The organism is Kitasatospora sp. NPDC059646 (assembly GCF_042734615.1).
Classification (GTDB): domain Bacteria; phylum Actinomycetota; class Actinomycetes; order Streptomycetales; family Streptomycetaceae; genus Kitasatospora.
The window spans coordinates 69410-90039 of sequence record NZ_JBHWDS010000009.1; the positions used below are offsets into that span (position 1 = coordinate 69410).

The following is a 20630-nucleotide window of genomic DNA, read 5'->3' on the forward strand; positions in this document are numbered from 1 at the left end:
CGGATACCCCAGCGTCCCCGCGAACAGCTCACGCAACTGCGACACCACCGACTCCCGGTCCAGCACCGGACCCGAAACGGCGGGAACCGCCGCAGCCGCAGCCGCAGCCGCGGCGGGTGTCGCCGTCGCCCCGGATGCGGGTGCGGCGAGGACGAGTTCGGCGACGTCGGCCAGCGTGGACTGGGCGATGAACCGACCCGACTCGATCGACTCCCCCAATCCGAACTGCGCCGACACCTTCGCCAGCATCTCCACCCGCTTCAGCGAGTCGATCCCGAGATCGGCCTCCAGATCCGCGTCCGCCGTCACCATCTCCACCGGATACCCCAGCGTCCCCGCGAACAGCTCACGCAACTGCGACACCACCGACTCCCGGTCCAGCACCGGACCCGAAACGGCGGGAACCGCCGCAGACGCAGCCGCAGCCGCGGCGGGCACCGGAACCGCAGCGGGCTCCGGGGCGGCGGCCTCGGCAAGGACCGCGGTCTCGGCCGCCAGGGGCGACGCGGCGGTGCCCGCCACGACGACCGCCACGTTCGGCACGCTGCGCCGCACCAGCCCGGCGAGGCCGGCCCGCCCGCATTCGACGAAGGTCTCGGCGCCGTGCGCGTGCAGCTCCCGGACGGCGTCCAGGAAGCGGACCGGCGTGGTGAGTTGACGGACCAGCAGCTCCTTGAGGTCGTCGGTGTCGGCGATCCAGCGGCCGGCGACCGGCGAGTGGACGGCGTGCCGCAGCGGGAGCTGGCGGATCCCGGCGATCCGCCGCCGGAACTCGTGTGCGGCGGCGGCGAGTCCGGGGCTGTGGAACGGGTAGGGCGCGTTGAGCCGGACGGTGCGCGCGCCGAGCGCGTCCGCGAGGCGGGCGACGGTGGCGAGGGCGTCCTCGGGGCCGGCCACCACGCACTGGCGCGGGGCGTTGACGACGGCGAGCGCCAGCGCCCGGTCGTCGGCGGCGCCGACCAGGTGCGCGGTGCGCTCGGCGGTGAGTTCGACGGCGAGCATGCCGCCGCCGGTGGTGTGGTGGGCGGCGAGGGCCTCGGCGCGGTGGGCGACCAGCCGCGCGCCGTCGGCGGGGTCGAACGCCCCGGCGAGGGTGAGTGCGGCGATCTCGCCCATGCTGTGGCCGACCAGGGCGTCCGCGGGGCCGACCGGCGGGGCCAGCAGCAGACCGCCCACGCCGGCGGCGTAGACGGCGAGTTGCAGCGCGAACGGGTCGTCGCGGACCAGGTCGGCGGCGCTCGGCGCGTCCGTCCGGGTGAGCAGCCCGCTGACGGCGGGGCGGCCGAACTCGGCGGCGACCCGGTCGACGGTGCGCAGCGCCTCGGTGAGCGCGGCGTCCTCGCGGCCGGCGAGGGCCCCGGGGGTGTAGCCGCCCTGCCCGGGCAGCAGGTAGACGGTCTGAACTGCCATCACGCGTCCTTCATCGATGTCGTCCGAGGGCTGGTCGGGAAGCCGGGTCACCAGGTGACGGGCAGTTCGCGCACGCCGTAGAGCACCATGTCGTGGCGGAACGGCAGGTCCTGGAGCGGGCGGGCGAGCTTGAGGCCGGGGAAGCGGGCGAACAGGCCGGCGAAGACGGTGCTGAGCTCGACCCGGGCGAGGGTGAGGCCGATGCACTTGTGGAAGCCGTGGCCGAACGCGACGTGGCTCTGCGGGTTCTCGCGGTGGATGTCGAACCGGTCGGGCTCGGGGAAGACGGCGGCGTCCCGGTTGGCGGCGTTGATCATGACGAGCAGGCCGTCGCCGGCCTTGATGGTCTGTCCGCCGAGTTCGATGTCGGCGACGGCGGCGCGCGGCAGGCCGGCGTGGTTGATCGAGAGGTAGCGGAGCAGTTCCTCGATGGCGTGCGGGATCTTGGTCGGGTCGGCCTGCAACTCGGCGAGCTGGTCGGGGTGTTCGAGCAGGGTGGCGGTGCCGAGGCCGATCATCTGGGCCATCGTGTCGTAGCCGGAGAGCAGCAGCAGCGCGGCCAGGCCGACGAACTCGGCGTGGTCGATCTTGCCGGCCTCCTGGTGGGTGACCAGGCGGCCGAGCATGTCGTCGGTGGGGTGGTTCTCCCGGTCGGTGACCAGCCGGTCGAAGTAGGCCATCAGGTCGCCGGCGGCCCGGGCGACCTGCTCGGGGGTGCTGCGGCGGTCGAGGATGGTGTCGGTGAGGCCGACGAACAGCGGGGCGTCCTCGTAGGCCACGTCGAGCAGTTCGCACATCACGGTGGCGGCCATCGGGAAGGCCAGCTGGGTGACCAGGTCGGCGCTGTTGCCCTGGGCCTCCAGCTTGTCGAGCAGGCCGTCGAGGATGGCCTGCATCCGGGGGCGCTTGGCCTCCATCAGGCCGACCAGGAACTCGCGGGTGACCAGGCGGCGCAGCCGGCCGTGGTCGGGCTCGTCCTGGTTGAGGAAGAAGCCGGGCGGCAGCGGGGTGTCGCCGGAGATGTAGGACGGGTAGCCGGGGGTCTTGGGGTCGGAGCTGAGCCGGTGGTCGGTCAGCACGGCGCGGACGTCCTCGTGCCGGGTGACCACCCAGACCTGCTCGCCGCGCGGGGTGGCGACGCGGAACACCGGCTGTTCGGCGCTGAGTTCGCGGTAGGCGGGCGGCGGGTCGAGCGGGTGCACGCGGGGCATCGGGAAGGACGGCAGGGCGGGGGCGGTCATCGCGGTCTCCATCTGCTCTGGGTGGCGTCGGCTGTCGAGGGGGCGTCAGCCCTGGGGCGGTGCGGGCAGGAAGCCCGTCGAGACGAAGTAGTCGAGGTACAGCGCGAACAGGTCCCGGTCGACGCGGCGCGGGGTGATGCCGGTGCCGGTCAGCGCCTCCTCCAGGTGGGCGGTGCCGAAGACCGGCCGGCTGCCGGGGTAGCCGACCTCGTCGGCGGGGCGGTCCTCGCCGAACAGCGGGAGGTAGACCGCCAGTTCGTTGTCCTCGCCGCGTTCGACGGCGGCGACCAGTTCGCGGTACCAGTCCTGGTAGGCGAGCTTGCGCAGCGGGTAGCCGTGGTCGACGACCAGTTGGAAGATGTCGTTCATTCCGGTGGAGCCGGCCCCGGGGACGTTGAACACGGCTTCGCGGTGGCCGCCGGCCAGCGCGATCTGCGCGACGGCGGCGGCGCAGTAGTCGACCGGGACGAGGTCGATCAGCAGGTCGTAGTCGAGGTAGGCGCCCAGCTGGATGCAGCCCTTGAGCAGGTGGTTGATGAACGTGTCGGTGGAGCAGGCGCCGGTGGTCTGGGAGCCGGCGACCGCGCCGAGCCGGTAGACGTGGGTGGGGACGCCGCGTTCGCGGGCCTGCAGCATCAGGGTGTCGGCGACCCACTTGGACTGCCGGTAGCCGCCGACCACGTCCTGGGTCTCCGTCAGGCGCTCCTCGTCCCAGCGGCGTTCGCCCTGGTCGCCGGGGTAGACGCCGATGGTGGAGACGAAGTGCACGGGCTTGGTGCGGGTGTCGCAGGCCAGGCGCAGGACTTCGAGGGCGCCGAACACGTTGACGGGCTTGATCTTCGGGTAGGGCACGATCCAGCTGGAGATGGCCGCGTTGTGGACGATCATCTCGACGGTTCCGGCGAGTTCGCGGTAGGCGCGGCGGGTGGTGCCGAGGTAGGGCCGGCCGGTGTCGCCGGGGACGCCGACGATCCGTTCGGCGTCGCCGGTGCGCAGCAGGCCGTACTCGGTGAGGTTGTCGAGCACCCGGGCGTCGGCCTGGGCGCGGTCGGCGGCGCGGACCAGGACGTGGACGGTGGCGGTGGAGCGGTCGAGCAGTTCGCGCAGCAGGAACGCGCCGGTGTAGCCGGTGCCGCCGGTGAGCAACACGGCCCGGTAGGGGGCGGTGGCGGGCGGCAGGGTGTCGGGGCCGGGGGCGATGTCCTCGGGCAGGACGGCGTCGGCGACCATCTGCTCGTCGTCGACGCCGCGCGGGTTGGCGGCGCCGGACAGGTAGGGGTCGGCCTCGGAGCCGACCATCCGGGCGAGCCGGGCGACGGTGGGGTCCTCGAACATCCGGCGCAGGTCGAGGCGGACGCCGTAGGCGTCGCGGACCTGGGCGGCCATCTGGAGGACGGTCAGGGAGTCGCCGCCGAGGTCGAAGAAGCTGGTTTCGACGCCGACCCGGGGCAGGCCGAGCAGGTCCTGCCAGATCCGGGCGAGCTGGGTCTCCACGGGGGTGCGGGGTGCGACGTAGGCGCTCTCGGTGCTCTCCTCGGCGGTGGGCCGGGGCAGGGCGCCCCGGTCGACCTTGCCGTTGGGGAGCTTGGGGAGTTCGGGCAGCACCACGAAGTGGGCGGGGACCATCGCCTCGGGCAGGTGGGTGCGGGCGTAGCCGCGGAGGCTGCCGCGCAGGCCGGCCGCCCAGGCCGTGGCGAGCGGGTCGTTGGCGAGTCGTCGGTTCATGCCTCGTCCTCGGTGTCGGCGGGGGCCGCGGTGGCGGCGCGGGTGCCCGCGGGGGTGAAGGCGGCGTCGAAGGTGTCCAGGCGGCCGTCGGGGCGGACCCGGGTGGTGAGGCGGTGGCCGGTGGCTTCGGCGAGGGCGTGCAGGTCCTCGGGGTGGACGGCGGCGTCCTCGTCGACCTGCCACAGGCGGCGGTCGACGTCCCAGGCGGTGGCGTCGCCGGGGAGGTCGGCGAGGGCCCGGACGGCGGCGGTGGCGCGCTGCAGGCGGCGGTTGGGGATGCCGGTGACGAGCAGCTCGCCGGGTTCGGCGGCGAGCCGGTCGCGCAGCGCGTCGAGGCCGTCGGGCAGGGCGTCCCAGGCGAGCTGGGCCGGGGCGGTGGCGGGGGCGGGTTCGCCGATCAGCAGGGTCACGTCGTAGCGGAACAGGGTGAGTTCGTTGTCGGCGTGGCCGCGCTTGAGTTCGAACCGGACCTCGCCGATCTTGTCGTGCTCGGCGGCCAGCCGCTGGAAGAAGTCCGGCGACAGGCAGAGTTCGCGTTCCTCGGCGAGGTGGCGGTCGACGGCGGAGCGGAGTTCGTCGACGGTGGTGAGCGGGTCGGCGCGGTGGAGCTGGACGGCGGTGTGGAACTCGGGCAGCAGGTCGAGGGAGCGGACGTCGCCGACGAAGACGGCGCCGCCGGGGCGCACGGCGCGGGCGGCGTCGTGCAGGACGGTGCGCAGGTAGTCGGTGCCGGGGAAGTACTGGGCGACCGAGTTGATCACCACGGTGTCGAGGCTGTCCTCGGGCAGCGTGGTGAGGTACTCCGGGCCGCTGTGGGCGAGTTCGACGTGTGCGGGCAGCGGCCGGCCGAGGCAGCCGCGGGCGGCGTCGAGGGCGGCCGGGGAGAGGTCGATGCCGTGGTAGGCCTCGGTGGTCTCGGCGAAGTTGCGCAGCACCAGGCCGACGCCGACGCCGACGTCCGCGACCCGGGTGGGCTTCAGCGCGTGGATCCGCTGCACGGTGTGGCCGAGCCATTCGCGCATCTCGGGGACGGGGATCGGCTCGCCGCTGTAGCTGGACAGCCAGCCGGCGAACTCGCTTCCGTCGTCGGCGGGCTGGGTGTAGGCGCTCTCCCAGACCTCGCCCCAGCGCTGGACGTGGGCCTGCTGGACGGTGTGGTCGGAGAGCTCCTCGGCGGGCGAGACGTAGGCGACGAGTTCCGGCCCGTGGGCGCCGTCGACGGCGATCACGGCGACGGCGTCGACGCCGTCGTGGCGGGACAGCACGCTCTCCACCTCGTCGGGTTCGACCCGGTGGCCGAGGATCTTCACCTGCCGGTCGACCCGGCCGAGGAACTCCAGGCGGCCGTCGGCGCGCCAGCGGACCCGGTCGCCGGTGCGGTAGTACCGCTGCCCGTCCTGTTCGACGAAGCGTTCGGCGGTCAGGTCGGGGCGGCCGAGGTAGCCGGCGGCGACGCCGTGGCCGCCGATCCACAGTTCGCCGGACGCGCCGATCGGGGCGGGCCGCCCGTGCGGGTCGGCGACCCGGACCACGGTGTTGGCGATCGGCACGCCGATCGGCACGGTGCCGGCCTGCGGGTCGAGTTCGCGGTCGAGCTCGTGGACGGTGGACCAGATGGTGGTCTCGGTGGGCCCGTACATGTTGAGCACCCGGACGTCCGGGAGGGCGCCGAGCAGGCGCTGCGCGAGGCCGGACGGGAACGCCTCGCCGCCGATCAGCAGGGCGCGCAGCCCGGTCAGCGCGCCGAGCGCCTCGGGTTCGGCGGCGACCGCGGCGAGCAGCGACGGGGTGCCCTGGAGCAGGGTGACGGAGTGTCGGGTGGCGAGCGCGGCCAGCGAGTACGGGTTCTCGACCACTTCGGCCTCGTGGGCGCGGCGCAGTTCGTCGACCTTGGCCAGGCTGTCGAGGACCTCGTCGGGGGCGACGCCGAAGTCGACCAGGCAGGCGATCTCGTCGACGCCGGCGGCGGCCAGGGTGCGGACCAGTTCGGCGCAGTCCTCGGGCGAGCCGAACAGGCCGGAGGCTTCGAAGTAGCGGTCGATGGCGAGGTCGATGACCGCTTCGATCTGGTCCTCGGCGCCCATCTCGGGCAGGTCCTGGCCGGTGGTGGCGAACAGGGTGCGCCACAGTTCGGTGGAGCTGCGCAGGTAGTCGCGGAAGGGTTCGCGGGCCCGGGCCCGGGCGTCGGCGGTGTCGTCGGCCATGAAGGTGTGCACCATCAGGGTGACCTGGCCGGGTCCGTCGTGGCCGGCCGCCTCGCGGGCCTTGCGGTAGGCGGAGATCTTCACGGCGAGGTCCTCCGGGGCCTGGCCGAGCAGGTGGGTGAGCAGGTTGGCGCCGGACGCGCCGGCCTTCTCGAAGGTCTCCACGTTGCCGACCGAGGTGAGCCAGATCGGCGGCTCGTCCTGCACCGGCGCGGGGTGGATCTTCACGTCGACGAGTTCGCCGCTGCCTCCGGTGCGCAGCACCTGCTCGCCGCGCCACAGCTTGCGGAACTCGGCGAGCTGATCGGTCATCAGCTGCTTGCGGCCGGGGAAGTTCTCGGGGCGCAGCACGAAGTCGTTGGAGTTCCAGCCGGCCGCGAACGCGAGGCCGACGCGTCCGCCGGAGAGGTTGTCGACCAGCGACCACTCCTCGGCGATCCGGACGGTGTCGTGCAGCGGGGCGACGACGCTGCCGCAGCGCAGCGCGATCCGGTCGGTGACGGTGGCGAGGGCGGCGGACATCACGGACGGGTTGGGGTAGAGGCCGCCGAAGGCGTGGAAGTGCCGTTCGGGGGTCCAGACGGCCTCGAAGCCGTGCCGGTCGGCGTACTTGGTGGCGTCCAGGACGAGCCGGTAGCCGTCCTGGCGGGAGACGCCCGCGGCGGCGGCGAAGAAGAACAGGCTGAAGCCGAGCGGCCGGTCGCGGTCGTCGGGGCGCGGCACCAGGTTGTTGACGATGCGTTCGCCGGCGACGACCACCTTGGCGCCGCGGGTGAGCGGCCAGAGCAGTTCGAGGATCGAGATGTCGAAGGAGACGCTGGTGACGGCGAGGACGGTGTCTTCGGGGCCGCAGCCGACGGCGGCGTCCATGCCGGTGAAGAAGTTGACGGCGTTGCGGTGCCGGATCGCGGTGCCCTTGGGCTTGCCGGTGGAGCCGGAGGTGTAGATGACGTAGGCGGTGTCGTCGCCGCCGACGGCGACCGCGGGCGCGTGGCCGGGGCGGGCGGCGATCGCGGCGGCGTCCTCGGCGAGGTCGGTGTGCCGGGCCGCGGTGAGGCCGGCGGGGGCGCCGGGGCCGGTGATCAGGCAGCCGATGGCGGCGTCCTCGGCGATGGTGTCGAGGCGGGTGCGCGGGAACGCCGGGTCCATCGGGACGTAGGCGGCGCCGGCCTTGTGGACGGCGATCAGCGCGGTGACCAGGTCGGCCCCGCGGCGGACGCTGACGCCGACCAGGTCGCCGGGGCGCACGCCGAGGCCGATCAGGTGGTGGGCGAGGCGGTTGGCGCGGGTGTCGAGTTCGGCGTAGTCGAGTTCCCGGTCGCGGTGGGCGAGCGCGACGGCGTCGGGGCGGGCGGCGGCCTGACGGGCGATCAGGCCGTGCACGGTGTCGGCGCTGTCGTAGTGGACGGCGGTGTCGTTCCAGGCGTCGAGGGCGGCGAGTTCGGCGGCGCCGAGCAGGTCGGCGTCGACGGCGGGCCGCTCGCCGTGGTGGGCGACGCGTTCGACGGCGCGGGCGTAGTAGCCGGCCAGCCGGTCGCAGAACTCCTCGGGCAGCACGGCGAGGTCGCAGTCCAGCCACAGCGACAGGCGGCGTTCCTCGGGGTCGACCAGGAAGTTGACGGCCAGCGGGTAGTTGGTCTCGGCGATGCCGACGGTGACCTGCATCAGCGCGTCGCTGTCGCGGGTGCCGTCGCGGTGGAAGTCCATGAAGTTGACGTAGGAGCTGAGCCGCAGGTCCGCGCCGAGGTCGTGCTGCATCTGCGCGATCGGGTAGCGGCGGTACGGGGCGGCGGCGCGCTCGTGGGCGAACACGGCGCGGGCGGCGTCCAGCAGGCTGGCGTCGGCGAGGTCGAGGTGCAGCGGCAGGGTGTTGAGGAACACGCCGATGGTCTCGTCGCCGCCGGGCTCCTCCAGGCGGCCGTTGGCGACCATGCCGGTGAGGACCTCGTCGCTGCCGCCGACCAGGCGCAGCACGGCGGTGTGCGCGGCGACCAGCAGGGCCTTCAGCGGCAGGGATTCGCGGGCGGCGAGGGCGCGCAGCGCGGCGGCGGTGTCCTCGGCGATCGGCACGTCGTAGCGCTGGTTGGCGGCGGGCCGGGCCTCGCCGGCGGGGCGGGGCGCGAGGTCGGTGGGTTCGGCGCCGCGCAGCACCTCGGCCCAGAACGCGCGGGCGGCGGGGTCGGCGACGGCGGCGCGTTCGGCGGCGACGAAGTCCCGGTAGGCGGAGCCGACTTCGGGCAGGTCCAGGGCGTGTCCGGCGAGCCGGGCCCGGTAGTGCTCGACGATCTCCTCCAGCATCCGCATGTCGCTCCAGCCGTCGAGGACGACGTGGTGCTCGACGACGGACAGTTCGAAGGCGTCGCCGTCCATCGGGTGGACGGCGAACTTCAGCAGCGGCGCGGTGGCCGGGTCGAAGGTGGTGAACTTGGCCTGCTCGACCCAGGCCTCGACGGTGCGGCGGGCGGCGGCGGGGGTGAGTCCGCGCAGGTCCTCGCCGTCCTCGATCGGGATGGTGACCTGCCGGTGGACGAGCTGAAGCGGCTCGGAGTAGCGCGACAGGTCGAAGGAGCAGCGCAGCGAGGGGTGGCGGCGCGCGGTGTCGTCGACGGCGGCGCGCAGCGCGGCCGCGTCCAGCGGGGCGGCGATCCGGATGCTGGTGACGACCCGGTAGACGGAGGTGTCGTCGCCGAACGCGGCGTGGAACAGCATGCCGGCCTGCATGGCGCTCAGCGGGTAGGCGTCGTCCAGGTCGTCGGGCAGCAGCGCCCGGTCGCGGTCCGAGAGCAGCCCGAACGGCTCGCTCGTCTCCTGCCGGTCGGCCAGCGGGCGTACCAGCAGGGCGAGTTCGCGCACCGACGGGCCCTGGAACAGGTCGGCGACGTCGAAGGTGCGGCCGTGGCGTTCGACCTCGGCGCGGACCCGGATCGCGTGCATGGAGTCGCCGCCGAGGGCGAAGAACGAGTCGTCGATGCCGAACGCGTCGGTGCCGAGGACGGCGGCCCAGGCGCGGTGCAGCAGGCGCTGCGCCTCGGTGACGGGGGCCTGGGCGCCGGCGGCGGGGGCGGTGGTGTCGGGCAGCGGCAGGGCGTTGCGGTCGAGCTTGCCGTTGGGCAGCAGCGGCAGTTCGGGCAGCGGCACGAAGTGCGCGGGCACCATGTGGGCGGGCAGCCGCTCGCGCAGGAACGCGGCGAGCTCGCCGTGCTCGGGCACCGGGCCGGTGGCCACCAGGTGGGCGACCAGGCGGAGTTGGCCGTCGGCGGCGCGCGGGGCGGTGACCACGGCGCGGTCGATCCGGGGGTGGGCGAGCAGCGCGGACTCGATCTCGCCGGGCTCGATCCGGAAGCCGTGCACCTTCAACTGGTGGTCGAGCCGGCCGAGGTAGCGGACGATGCCGTCGGCGCCGAGCACGGCGAGGTCGCCGGTGCGGTAGAGCCGTCCGGTGTCGCCGGGGCCGGGGACGAAGGCGGCGGCGGTCAGTTCGGGCCGGTTCAGGTAGCCGAGGGCGACCTGCACGCCGCCGATGGCCAGTTCGCCGGGGACGCCGGCGGGCAGGCGGCGGCCGGCCCGGTCGAGCACGTACAGGGTGGTGTTGGCGACGGCCCGGCCGATCGGGACGGGCCCGGCGGCGTCCTCGGGCCGGCACTGCCAGTGGGTGACGTCGACGGACGCCTCGGTGGGGCCGTACAGGTTGTGCAGTTCGGGCCCGTCGGGGCCGTGCTGCGCGAACCAGCGGCCGACGGTCTCCGGGCGCAGCGCCTCGCCGCTGCACAGGACCCGGCGCAGGGTGGGCAGTTCGGCCGCGGTGGGCTCGGCGAGGAACAGGTCGAGCATGGACGGCACGAAGTGCGCGGTGGTGACGGCGTGCCGGCGGACGGCGTCGGCGATGGCCCGGGGGTCGCGGTGCGCGCCGGGGGCGATCAGGTGCAGGGTGGCGCCGGTCATCAGCGGCCAGAAGAACTCCCACACCGACACGTCGAAGGTGAACGGGGTCTTCTGCAGGACCTTGTCGTCGGTGCCGAGGCAGTACTCGTCCTGCATCCACAGCAGCCGGTTGACGATGCCGCGGTGCGGCACGGCGACGCCCTTGGGGCGGCCGGTGGAGCCGGACGTGAAGATCACGTAGGCGGGGTCGTCGGGGCCGGGGGCGTCGGGGAGCGGGCCGGCGGCGGCCAGCCCGGGCAGCAGGGTGTCGAGCGGGAGGGTCTCCAGGCAGCTGCCGGACAGCCGGGCGGCGAGGTCGGTGCGGGTGAGCACCACCCGGACGTCGGCGTCCTCGATCTGCAGGGCGAGCCGGGCGAGCGGCTGCTCGGGGTCGAGCGGGGTGTAGGCGGCGCCGGCCAGCAGGATGCCGAGCAGGCCGACGACCAGGTCGAGCGAGCGCTCCTCGTGGATGCCGACCACGTCGCCGGGGCGGACCCCGCGCCCGCGCAGGTGGTGCGCCAACGCGTTCGCGCGGTCGAGCAGTCGGCGGTAGGTCAGGGTGCTGCCGTCGGGCCCCTCGACGGCGGTGGCGTCGGGGGTGCGGGCGGCCTGGTCGGCGATCCAGGCGGGCAGCGGGCGCTCCAGCCGGTAGTCGCGGACCGGGCCGGCGATCCGGGCGGTGGCCTCGTCGGCGGGGGTGAGCAGGTCGAGCACGCCGACCGGGGTGTGGTCGGGGGCGGCCAGCAGGGTGGTCAGGAAGCGGGCGAAGCGGGCCCGGTGGCCGGCCAGCGCGGCGGCCCGGTGGCGGGCCGGGTTCGGCTCGAAGGTGAGGGAGAGTTCGGCGCCGTCGGCGCCGCCGAAGAACTCCAGGCCCAGGTCGGCGACCGGGCCGGACGACAACTGGTGGACGGCGCAGGCGAGTTCGCCGAGGCGCAGTCGGCCATCGAAGGACACCACGTTGACCACGACGGCGGGGGCCTGGCCGCCGGCGCCGGTGCGGCGGGCCTCGCGGCGCAGTTCCTCGCCGCGGAAGCGCTGGTGGGCGAGGACCTCCGCGGCGCGTTCGGCGACGTGCCGCAGCAGGGTCGGGAAGTCCTGCTCGGGGCGGACGGTGACGCGCAGCGGCAGCACGTTGGCGAGCATCGCGGGCGTGGTGAGGGCGGCGCGGGTGGTGCGGGCGCGCACCGGCAGGCCGAGCACCAGGTCCTGCTGCTGGGTGAGGCGGTGCAGGTAGGCGGCGGTCGCGGCGAGCACCACCACCGACCAGTGCACCTGGTGGCGGGCGGCGACCGCGTCGACGCCGGTGATCCGGGCGGGCGGCTGGAACCGGGAGGCGGCGGGGCCGGGCTGGTCGGCGGAGGCCAGGCTCGCCGGGTCGGGCTGGTCGGCGAGGTCGGCGTACCAGTGCGCGCGGTCCTCGCGGTACTGCTCGGAGGCCCGGTAGGCGTCGTCCTCGGCGAGCAGGTCGGCGAGGCCGACGGCGTTGGCGGGCTTCGGAGTTCGGCCTTCGGTGCGGGCGGTGTACAGCTCGGCGAGGCGCCGCCAGTGCAGGGCCTGGCCGTAGCCGTCCAGCACGATGTGGTGGTAGCGCAGGTGGAGCAGGTGGTGGTCGGGGGCGACCTTCAGCAGGGTGTGCGCGAACAGCGGCCCGTCGGACAGGTCGACGGGGGTGGCGAGGTCCTCGCGCATCCAGCGTTCGGCGGCGGCGCGGGCGTCGGGCGTGCCGCTCAGGTCGTGCACGCGCAGAGCGGGGACGTCCTCCAGCGGGAGCTGCCAGGGCCGGCCGTCGGGGTCGGCGGTGAACCGCACCCGCAGCGCGTCGGCCTCGTCCACGGCGGTCCGGACGGCCTCGGCGAGGTGCGGCTCGTCGATCGTGCCGCGAATGTCCACGTAACCGGCGCAGTTGTGCGCGGCGCGGCCCGGGTCGAGCTGGTGGGCGACCCACACTTCGTGCTGGGCGGCGGACAGCGGCAGACGCCCCGTGAAGGCGTTCACGAGTCACTCCTCTGGTGAGAGAAAATTCGGATGTCGCGAACCACGGAATGGCCGCGGTGGGAATTCCGGAAATGCCTGCGGCCGCGGTTCGAATGGGCGGGGATGCCGCCCGAGGCGCGTCCCGCGCGGACCGCGGCGGACCGCAGATCGCCGCTGGTGAACTCAACTACCCATATCTGATTGCGAGTTCGGCACTCTCGGCCGAACTCCGGGTGCGGCTCCCCCAAAACCTGCCGCCCCGAACGTGCTCCGAACCCGCTTCCGAGCCCTCCCCCCGGAGTTCCTCCCCCTACGACGCGGACGACCCTAGGGTGGGCGTGCACGACCGGTCAACAACTGTTTTCGGCCCGTGGTTGAAATCCGAAATCAGCGGGCGATCACACCGCGATCACGCCGCACCCCCGCCCCGAGCAGGGGCCGAACCGCCGCGCGGGCGCCGGACCGCCCGGGCGGGGCGGTCCGGTCGAAGACGGACGATCCTGGTCCGGCGGCTCGAAGTGAGCGCCCGGTCACGGTGGGTGGAGGTCGCTGGTGTCACCGGGCCCCCGCCCGTCACTCCACGCGAATCGAACACCCTCCGTCACCGGCCCGCTCCGATGCGGCCGAAAAGCGATCGATTTCGGCCAGTGACAGGACGGGAGCGTTCCGCAATCTTTGCCGAACGGTCCGTTCCGAATGCTCCTTCCCCCGAGCCCAACGGCCCTGCGACACCGCGCGGTTCAGCTCGCCAGGAAGCGTTCGTGGAAGATCCGGCAGCCGGGGGCGGCCCGGCGCACCGCCTCCACCATCGCCGGGGGTCCGCACACGTACAGGTCGGGGGCCGCTCCGGTGTGCCCGGCCAGGGCCCCGGCCAGCAGATCGGCCGGGGTGCCGACCGGGCCGGTCCACGCCGCATCCGGTTCGCGCACGCACACCTGGTGCCGGAAACCCGGCAGTTCGGCCGCCAGCGCCGCCAACTCCCCGGTGCCGAACACCTCCTCGGGCGTGTTGACGCCGAAGAACAGCCGCACCGGCTGCGGATCCTGCCACTCCGCCATCTGCCGGGCCATCGCCAGCAGCGGGGCCAGGCCGGTGCCGCCGGCCAGCAGCCAGCGCGGCCGCAGCCCGGTCTCGTGCAGCCCGAACGCGCCCTGCGGGCCGTGCACCGTCAACGGGTCGCCGGGGCGGAGCCGTTCGGCGAGCGGCCCGGAGAAGGCGCCGCCCGGCCGCACCCGGACGAAGAACTCCATCCGGCCGTCCCAGTTGCCGGTGTTCGCCGGCGAGTAGGCCCGCCGCACGTCGGTGCCGGGCAGTTCGAGCTCGACGAACTGCCCGGCGTCGAACTGGCAGTCCGGACTGTCCGTCAGCACCAGCTCCAGCCGCACGGTGTCTCGCGCGACGGCCGTGACCGCCACCACCTCGGCCGCCCGGACCGGAACGCGCCCGTACAGGATCCGCGACTGCGGGTACGGCAGCTCCGCGCGGAGCGGACCGCGCGGCACGGTGCGGCACAGCAGCACCCCGCCCTGCTCCCGCTCCTCCGACGGCAGCGCCTGCGCGCTGTGCGGCCGGAGGTCGAACGCGCCCGAGGTGACGGTGGCGTGGCAGGAGCCGCAGGTGCCCTGCCGGCACGAGGCCGGCAGCGCGGCCCCGGCCTCGGCGGCGGCCTCCAGCACGGTGCTGCCGGGCGGGCAGCTCACCTCCAGCCGGGCCCCGTCGCTGGTGGTCAGCACCACCCGGTGGCCCGGCGCTTCCGGGACCTGATCGGCCGTCACCGCGCGGCCGGTTCCAGCGCGGCGGCGAGGTCGGCGGCCGGGTCGCCGACCAGCCGCAGGCCGAAGCGCCGCACCAGGGCGTCGACCAGGTTCGGGGTGAGGAAGGCCGGCAGCGTCGGACCGAGGTGGATGTCGCGGATGCCGAGCGCCAGCAGGGCCAGCAGCACCGCGACGGCCTTCTGCTCCGTCCAGGACAGCACCAGGGTCAGCGGCAGGTCGTTCACCTCGCACTCGAACGCCTCGGCCAGCGCGGCCGCGATCCGGATCGCCGAGTGCGTGTCGTTGCACTGGCCCAGGTCCAGCAGGCGCGGAATCCCGCCGATCTCCCCGAACTCGTGCCCGTGGAAGCGGTACTTGGCGCAGCCCAGGGTGAGCACCACGGCGTCGTCCGGCGCCCCGACCGCGAACTCGGTGTAGTAGTCGCGCCCCGGCGTCGGGCCGTCGCAGCCGCCGACCAGGAAGAAGTGCCGGATCGCGCCGCTGCGCACCGCGGCGGTGACCCGGTCGGCGACCGCGAGCACCGCGTCCGCGCCGTAGCCGACGGTGAGCGACCGCCGAGCCTCGGGCCCGGCGTCCGGGTCGGCGTCCGGCCCGGCGTCCGGGTCGGCGGGGAAGCCGGGCAGCGCCCGGGCGGCCTGCACGACCGGGCCGAAGTCGCCCTCGGCGAGGTGCCGCACGCCGGGCCAGCCGACCGGACCGGTGGTGAAGATCCGCCGCCGGTACGCGGCGTGGGGCTCGACGAGGCAGTTGGAGGTCATCAGGATCGGTCCGGGGAACGCCGCGAACTCGCGCTGCTGGTCCTGCCAGGCGCCGCCGTAGTTGGCCACCAGGTGCGGGTACGCCTTCAGCAGCGGATAGGCGTGCGCGGGCAGCAGCTCCCCGTGCGTGTAGACGTTGACTCCCTGGCCGACGGTCTGCTCCAGCAGCTGCTCCAGGTCGTGCAGGTCGTGGCCGCTGACCAGGATCGCCTTGCCCGCGACGGGCGTGGTGCGGACCGTGGTGGGCTGCTGCGCGCCGTACGCGCCGGTGTTGGCGGCGTCCAGCAGTTCGATCGCCGCCAGTCCGAGGCGGCCCAGGCCCACCGCGCGCTCCATCAGGTCGGCGGCGTCCGCGGGCTCGCCCGCGAGGTACGCGAGGGCGCTCTCCACGCCGGCGAACACCTCGGCGCTCTCCCTGCCGAGGACGTGCGCGTGGTGCGCGTACGCGCAGATGCCCTTCAACGCGTACAGGTGCAGCGAGCGCAGGCCCACCACGTCCGGGCCGACCAGGGCCAGGCCCGCGTCCACCCCGACCTCGGCGGCCTGCCGGGCCAGCGCGTCCGGGTCGTCGGCGGGCTGCCAGACGGCCGGGCCGGCCAGCTCCCGCGGCTCGGTCCCGGCGGCGCGCGCCGCCGCCTCGTACCGGGCCCGGGCGCGGGCCCGGTGGGCGACGGCCTGCTGGATCAGGGCGCCGAACCGCGACGGGTTGAAGTTCACGTTGGTCAGCGTGGTGAACACCGAGAACAGCAGGAACCGCGCCGCCTCGTCGTCCGGCCGCCCGAGCGAGCGCGACGCCGCGGCGTACTGGGCGACGCCCTTCGCCGCGTGGACCAGCAGGTCCTGCAGATCCGAAGTCGCGGCATCCTTGCCGCAGTTGCCGACGGCCCCCGCGCACCCGGGAACCGTCCCGGTACGGTCGGTCTGCTCGCACTGGTAACAGAACATCGCGGTCCTCCTGGAGTCCGAACACCTCGCCCCCGGCCCCCACGGGCCCCGCTCCCGGGCGTCCCCTCCACGCTACGAACCCCGCCCCCGCCTCCCGCAGTACCCGTACGTCCCCCACCCCGGGCCGACCGTCCCTCCCGCGCAGCCGCGCGGCGTGTCCTGCAGTGGCCGCCGTGTCCGAGAATCCGTGGTTCCGCCCTCCTCGCTCCTACCACTGGTCCAGGTTCGGCCCCGGCGTGAGCGACCCGGAGAGGAGAACCGACCTGGCCGCCTTCGGAGTCCACATGGCCGGCGCCACGGTACGCGGCGACCTGGTCGACGGTCCCGACGCGATGTACTGCCTCCCCGACGAACCGACCGACCTGGCCATGGCGGCGGCCGGAAACTCCCGGGCGCTCGCCGAAGCCGCGGCTGCGTGGCACCCGCACCGAGCAGGTCTGGGGCCGCCCCCTCACATGAGTCCGCAGGCGATCGGGACGGAGGCGTTGCGGATGTCGAGGCGTCTCTCCCGGCGGACGGCGACGCGCTCGAACCGGTGGAGCCGGGCGAACGCCGCCCGCGCGTGACAGAGCCGAGAGGCTCAACGGACGAAGTCGCAGACCTTGCCGGGCGGGCACGGCTGGGGAGTGCTGTCGACGAACAGCCCCATCAGCAGGAACACCGCCGTCAGCAGGATCAGGAAGCCGCCTATGACGATCGTGCCGGGACTGCGGTAGTACAGGGCGGTCAGCCAGGCCGTGATCTTCCGGCGCCGGGTGCGGCGAGCGGTGCCGGCTGCCTCGGGACGGTCATCCGTCATGGCTCCCCCGGGATTCCTCGCTGTGCGGACATGAGTACCTGTGCTATCCCCGTCCCGGCTCTTCTCCTACCACTGTGCCGGTGAGGAGTTGGCGCTCCGTCGGAATCCGCTGCGGGACCGCCGGGCGGCCCGGGCCGTTCCGTTCCCTGCGCGGCAGGATCAGTCCGGCCGGGGCGGACGGCTTCGCCGCGCTCGGAGGGACCCTGGGGGGGCTTCGCCGGCTCTCGCCGGTGTCCCGGCCGCGTCTCGTCGGTGTTGATCGGTTGTTGATCGGCGGGGGCCAGCATGGGGGTGTGCCGGTCCCGGGGGTGGGTTCGAGGGGTGACCGGCCGTCAGTTTCGCGGCCTCCGGGTGGGGCCGCCGGGATCACGGGTGGGGCCGATCATGCGTATTCGTCAACTGTCCTCCGCTGCCGCTGCGGTGGCGGCGCTGGGCGTCTCGCTCACCGCGTGCGCGGACCACCGGCCGGCCGTCGCGCCGGTCGCGCCCGCCGCGCCGGTCGCACCGGTCGCCGCCGAACTCCCGCTCTCGCCCGCGCTGGAGACCGCCGCCCCACCGGCCCCGGTCGGCGCGGGGGCCGGGCCGCGGCACTGCACGGCGGCGGACCTGCGGGCGACGGTGTCGGCCGGGGCGGTGGCGAGCGCATCGGACGGTCCGGCGGTGGAGCGGATCGAGCTGGCCAACCGGAGCACGGCGACCTGCACGATGAAGGGGTCCCCGACCGTCCGGCTGGTGAGCGGCGCCGACGCCTGGACGCTGCCGGGCTCCCGCTCGGACCAGGCCCGGACGGTGACCCTGCCGCCCGGCGGCACCGCGAACGTGCTGGTCGACTACCGGCCGTACCGGGGTCGCGGGCAGCGCGGCCAGGACGAGTTCAAGGTGACGTCGATGGTGCTGACGCCGCCCGGCGACTCCGGGCAGCTCACCGTGCACTGGGAGGGCGCCAACCCGCAGGACCGCCGCACCGCGCCCCAGCCCGGCACCCAGGTCCGGCCGGTGACCGCCCCCCGCTGAGCCGGAGCCGCCGCCGGAGCCGCCGTCAGGGCGCGGACGGCGATCCCGGGTCGGGGCGGACCGCGCCGAGGATCGGCAGCATGGTGACGGGGGCGAGCTTGACCACCGTGCCGGTGTGCGGGGCGTGCACGACGGTGCCGCCGCCCAGGTACAGCGCCACGTGCCCGGCGTCGTCGTGATAGATGATCAGGTCGCCGGGCCGCAGCTCGCGCAGCGGGATCCGGCGCAGTTCGGCCCACTGCTCCTGGCTGGTGCGGGGAACGGCGACGCCGGCCGCCAGCCAGGCCTGCGAGGTGAGGCCGGAGCAGTCGAACGCGTCGGGCCCGGCGCCGCCCCACAGGTACGGCTTGCCCTGCTGCGCGAGCGCGTAGGCGACGGCCCGCCGCCCGGCCTCGGAGGCGCTGCCGCCCGGTCCGAACGCCCCTGCGGCCAGCAGCTGTTCACGGGCCAGGTCGGCGCGGGCGGCCTCCTGCTGCTCCAGCAGGTCGAGCTGCTCGGCGGAGGTGGTGCCGAGCAGCTGCTCGGTGCGGGCGGCGGCCGTCCTCGCCCGGTCCATCGCCTGCTGGGCGTCGTGCGCGGCGGCGGCCGCCGACTCCTCGGCCTGCCGGGCCCGGTCGGCCGCCAGGGCCAGCCGGCCCCGGGCCTGCCGCAGCTCCTCCAGCACCTCGGCGGCGGTGCGGTCCCGGTCGAACTCCTGCTGCCGGCGGCCGAGGAAGTCCTCCGGGCGGTCGGAGAGGAACAGCCGCAGGAACGATCCCAGCGGGCCGGTGCGGTACTGCTCCGCGACCATCCGGGCGGCCTGCGCCTCCGCCTCCGCGACCTTGACCCGTTCGGCCTCGGCCCGGGCGGCGGCGTCCGCGGACTCCTGTTTCCGCCGGTCGAGTTGGGCCGTCGCGGCGGTGGCCCGCTGTTCGGCGGCCTCGGCGGCGTGCCGGGCGTCCGCGAGGTCCCGGCCGAACTGGTCGAGCGCGTCCCCGGCGGTCACCTCCTCGGGCACGGGCACCGGCACCGGCACCGGAGCGGGCGCGGGCTCCGCGGCGGCCGGCGCGGGCGCGGGCACTGGCGCGGGTACGGGTGCCGGCACCGGGTCCGCAGCGGCGGGCACGGGCACCGGCTCCGCGACGGCGGGCACGGGCACCGGCTCCGCGACGGCGGGCGCGGCGAGGGCGAGCAGCAGCGCCAGCACCGGCGGCAGCACGGCGGCCCGCCGGGATCGGGGGGTGCCACGGGGCATCGGGTCCACCGTCCTCGCTCGGAACTCGGCTGCGTCGGCCGTACCTCGGCGTGCCGGCCGCACCTCGGTGTGCCGGTTGCGTCGGGGCGTGCCGGTCGCATCGGGCACGTCCGGCCGGCCGGGCAGGTTCGACCGACCGGCAGGTGCGGTGCTCCGACTCCGGCGAAGGCGAATCCGTCCGATGATCGGAACCCCGGCCACCCACTCTGGCACCCGCCCCTGCCCGTCCCCGGCAGGCCGGACCCGTGGGGCGGGATCCTCACCCGCCTGGCGCAGCAGCCGCCCGACCGGCCCCGCCGAAGGCCCACCGACCCCCGGCGCGGTTACCGTGATCAAATGATTGACCGTCAGCGCAGCGGCTACCTGGGAGCGGCGGCGGCGTTCGCCGTCTGCATGGCGGGCACCACCCTGCCCACCCCGCTGTACGGGCTGTACCAGGAGCAGATCGGCTTCTCCGAGCTGATGGTGACGGTGGTGTTCGCGGTCTACGCGTTCGGCGTGATCGGCGTGCTGCTGCTGGTCGGCAACGTGTCGGACGCGGTGGGCCGGCGCCCCGTGCTCCTGTGCGGCCTCGGCTGCGCCGCGGCCGCCGCGGTCGCGTTCCTCGCCGAGCACGGCCTTCCGCTGCTGTTCGTCGGCCGGTTCTTCTCCGGCCTGTCGGCGGGACTCTTCACCGGCACCGCCACCGCGTACGTCCTTGAACTCGCCCCGCCCGACCGCAGGGCCCGTGCCGGGTTCGTCGCGACGGCCGCGAACATGGGCGGCCTCGGCTGCGGCCCGCTGCTGTCCGGGCTGCTCGCCGAGTACGCGCCGCACCCGCTGACGCTCCCTTACCTGGTCCACCTGGTGCTGCTCGCGGTCTCGTTCGCCGTCCTCCGGTCGCTGCCGGAGACGGTGCCCGGGGCCCGCCCGCTGCGCACCGCGCGGCCCCGCCGCCCGAGCCTGCCGCCGCAGGTGCGCGGGGTGTTCGTGCCCGCCGGGCTCGCCGCGTTCGCGGGGTTCTCGCTGCTCGGCGTGTTCACCTCGGTCAGCCCGGCGTTCCTGGCCCAGGACGTGGGCGTGCACAACCACGCCGCGGTCGGCGCGATCGTCTGCCTGGCGTTCTTCGCCTCCACCGCCGGCCAGCTCCTGGTGCCCCGGCTGGGCGCGGCCCGCGCGATCCCGCTGGGCTGCCTGGTGCTGATCGCCGGCCTCGGCCTGCTCGCCCTCTCCCTCGCCACCGGCGCCCTGGTCCCCCTGGTCCTCGCCGCCCTGGTCGGCGGCACGGGCCAGGGCATGGGCCTGCGCGGCGCCGTCGACCGACTCGCCGCCAGCGCCCCCGCCGACCGGCGCGGCGGCGTCCTCTCCGCCCTCTTCGTGGTCGCCTACTTCGGCATCTCCGTTCCGGTGATCGGCATCGGCCTGCTCACCACCCCGCTCGGCCTCACCCACGCCGGCCTGCTGTTCACCGCCACCATGGCCGTCCTCGCCGCCGGCTCCGGCCTGTACCTCCTGCGCCGCCGCGCGGACTGACGGAGCGGTCCCGCTACGGCGCAGGCGCGTTCCGGTCGAGGTCGTCGGCCGCGGCCCCGGGGGGGGGGGCGGCCGGGGCCGGGGTGGGGGGGGGGGGGGGGGGGCGCCGGGGGGGGGG

The 20630-nt window shown here is 74.9% G+C and carries 11 protein-coding genes; 3 read left to right on the plus strand and 8 right to left on the minus strand.

Annotation, left to right across the window (positions count from 1 at the left end):
* The 6 genes from ACFV1L_RS08475 to hcp all read right to left on the minus strand — a co-directional run.
* Window positions 1–1410, minus strand: a 1410-nt coding sequence (locus tag ACFV1L_RS08475; protein ID WP_380364105.1) for an acyltransferase domain-containing protein, incomplete at its 3' end; no start/stop codon positions are given.
* A 47-nt stretch (window positions 1411–1457) separates the two neighbouring features.
* Window positions 1458–2651: a cytochrome P450 gene (locus ACFV1L_RS08480; protein WP_380364107.1), complete on the minus strand. Its 1194-nt coding sequence runs from the start codon at window positions 2649–2651 to the stop codon at window positions 1458–1460.
* Between the two features lie 45 nt (window positions 2652–2696).
* A complete protein-coding gene (locus ACFV1L_RS08485) occupies window positions 2697–4376 on the minus strand; it encodes a thioester reductase domain-containing protein (RefSeq protein WP_380364109.1) in 1680 nt (559 codons plus the stop codon).
* Window positions 4373–12496 carry an amino acid adenylation domain-containing protein gene (locus ACFV1L_RS08490; RefSeq protein ID WP_380364110.1) on the minus strand — a complete coding sequence of 2708 codons (8124 nt, stop codon included), beginning with the start codon at window positions 12494–12496 and terminating at the stop codon, window positions 4373–4375. Before ACFV1L_RS08490 ends, ACFV1L_RS08485 begins: the two co-directional genes overlap by 4 nt.
* 719 nt (window positions 12497–13215) lie before the next feature.
* Window positions 13216–14250, minus strand: coding sequence for a 2Fe-2S iron-sulfur cluster-binding protein (locus tag ACFV1L_RS08495; protein WP_380364112.1), 1035 nt, complete (start codon window positions 14248–14250; stop codon window positions 13216–13218).
* A complete protein-coding gene (gene hcp / locus ACFV1L_RS08500; RefSeq protein ID WP_380364114.1) occupies window positions 14247–15953 on the minus strand; it encodes a hydroxylamine reductase in 1707 nt (568 codons plus the stop codon). The genes ACFV1L_RS08495 and hcp overlap by 4 nt, the downstream gene beginning before the upstream one ends.
* Window positions 15954–16189: 236 nt before the next feature.
* On the opposite strand from hcp, the gene ACFV1L_RS08505 reads away from it, so the two are divergent.
* Window positions 16190–16519 carry a hypothetical protein gene (locus ACFV1L_RS08505; RefSeq protein ID WP_380364116.1) on the plus strand — a complete coding sequence of 110 codons (330 nt, stop codon included), beginning with the start codon at window positions 16190–16192 and terminating at the stop codon, window positions 16517–16519.
* A gap of 14 nt (window positions 16520–16533) precedes the next feature.
* Here ACFV1L_RS08505 and ACFV1L_RS08510 read toward each other — a convergent pair whose 3' ends face one another.
* Window positions 16534–16752, minus strand: coding sequence for a hypothetical protein (locus ACFV1L_RS08510; protein WP_380364118.1), 219 nt, complete (start codon window positions 16750–16752; stop codon window positions 16534–16536).
* Between the two features lie 384 nt (window positions 16753–17136).
* On the opposite strand from ACFV1L_RS08510, the gene ACFV1L_RS08515 reads away from it, so the two are divergent.
* Window positions 17137–17766 (plus strand): DUF4232 domain-containing protein, encoded by a 630-nt coding sequence (locus tag ACFV1L_RS08515; protein WP_380364120.1) that lies wholly within the window; start codon window positions 17137–17139, stop codon window positions 17764–17766.
* Window positions 17767–17791: 25 nt separating this feature from the next.
* Here the strand turns inward: ACFV1L_RS08515 and ACFV1L_RS08520 are convergent, their stop codons facing one another.
* On the minus strand, window positions 17792–19000 hold the full coding sequence (locus ACFV1L_RS08520; RefSeq protein ID WP_380364122.1) for a C40 family peptidase: 1209 nt from the start codon (window positions 18998–19000) through the stop codon (window positions 17792–17794).
* Window positions 19001–19336: 336 nt separating this feature from the next.
* On the opposite strand from ACFV1L_RS08520, the gene ACFV1L_RS08525 reads away from it, so the two are divergent.
* On the plus strand, window positions 19337–20512 hold the full coding sequence (locus ACFV1L_RS08525; protein ID WP_380364123.1) for an MFS transporter: 1176 nt from the start codon (window positions 19337–19339) through the stop codon (window positions 20510–20512).
* Window positions 20513–20630 lie beyond the last annotated feature (118 nt).

Coding starts and splice junctions, on each gene's coding strand:
- ACFV1L_RS08520 (WP_380364122.1), bottom strand. CDS start 19,000: ATGCCCCGTGGCACCCCCCGATCCCGGCGGGCCGCCGTGCTGCCGCCG.
- ACFV1L_RS08525 (WP_380364123.1), top strand. CDS start 19,337: ATGATTGACCGTCAGCGCAGCGGCTACCTGGGAGCGGCGGCGGCGTTC.
- ACFV1L_RS08510 (WP_380364118.1), bottom strand. CDS start 16,752: ATGACGGATGACCGTCCCGAGGCAGCCGGCACCGCTCGCCGCACCCGG.
- ACFV1L_RS08480 (WP_380364107.1), bottom strand. CDS start 2,651: ATGACCGCCCCCGCCCTGCCGTCCTTCCCGATGCCCCGCGTGCACCCG.
- hcp (WP_380364114.1), bottom strand. CDS start 15,953: ATGTTCTGTTACCAGTGCGAGCAGACCGACCGTACCGGGACGGTTCCC.
- ACFV1L_RS08485 (WP_380364109.1), bottom strand. CDS start 4,376: ATGAACCGACGACTCGCCAACGACCCGCTCGCCACGGCCTGGGCGGCC.
- ACFV1L_RS08515 (WP_380364120.1), top strand. CDS start 17,137: ATGCGTATTCGTCAACTGTCCTCCGCTGCCGCTGCGGTGGCGGCGCTG.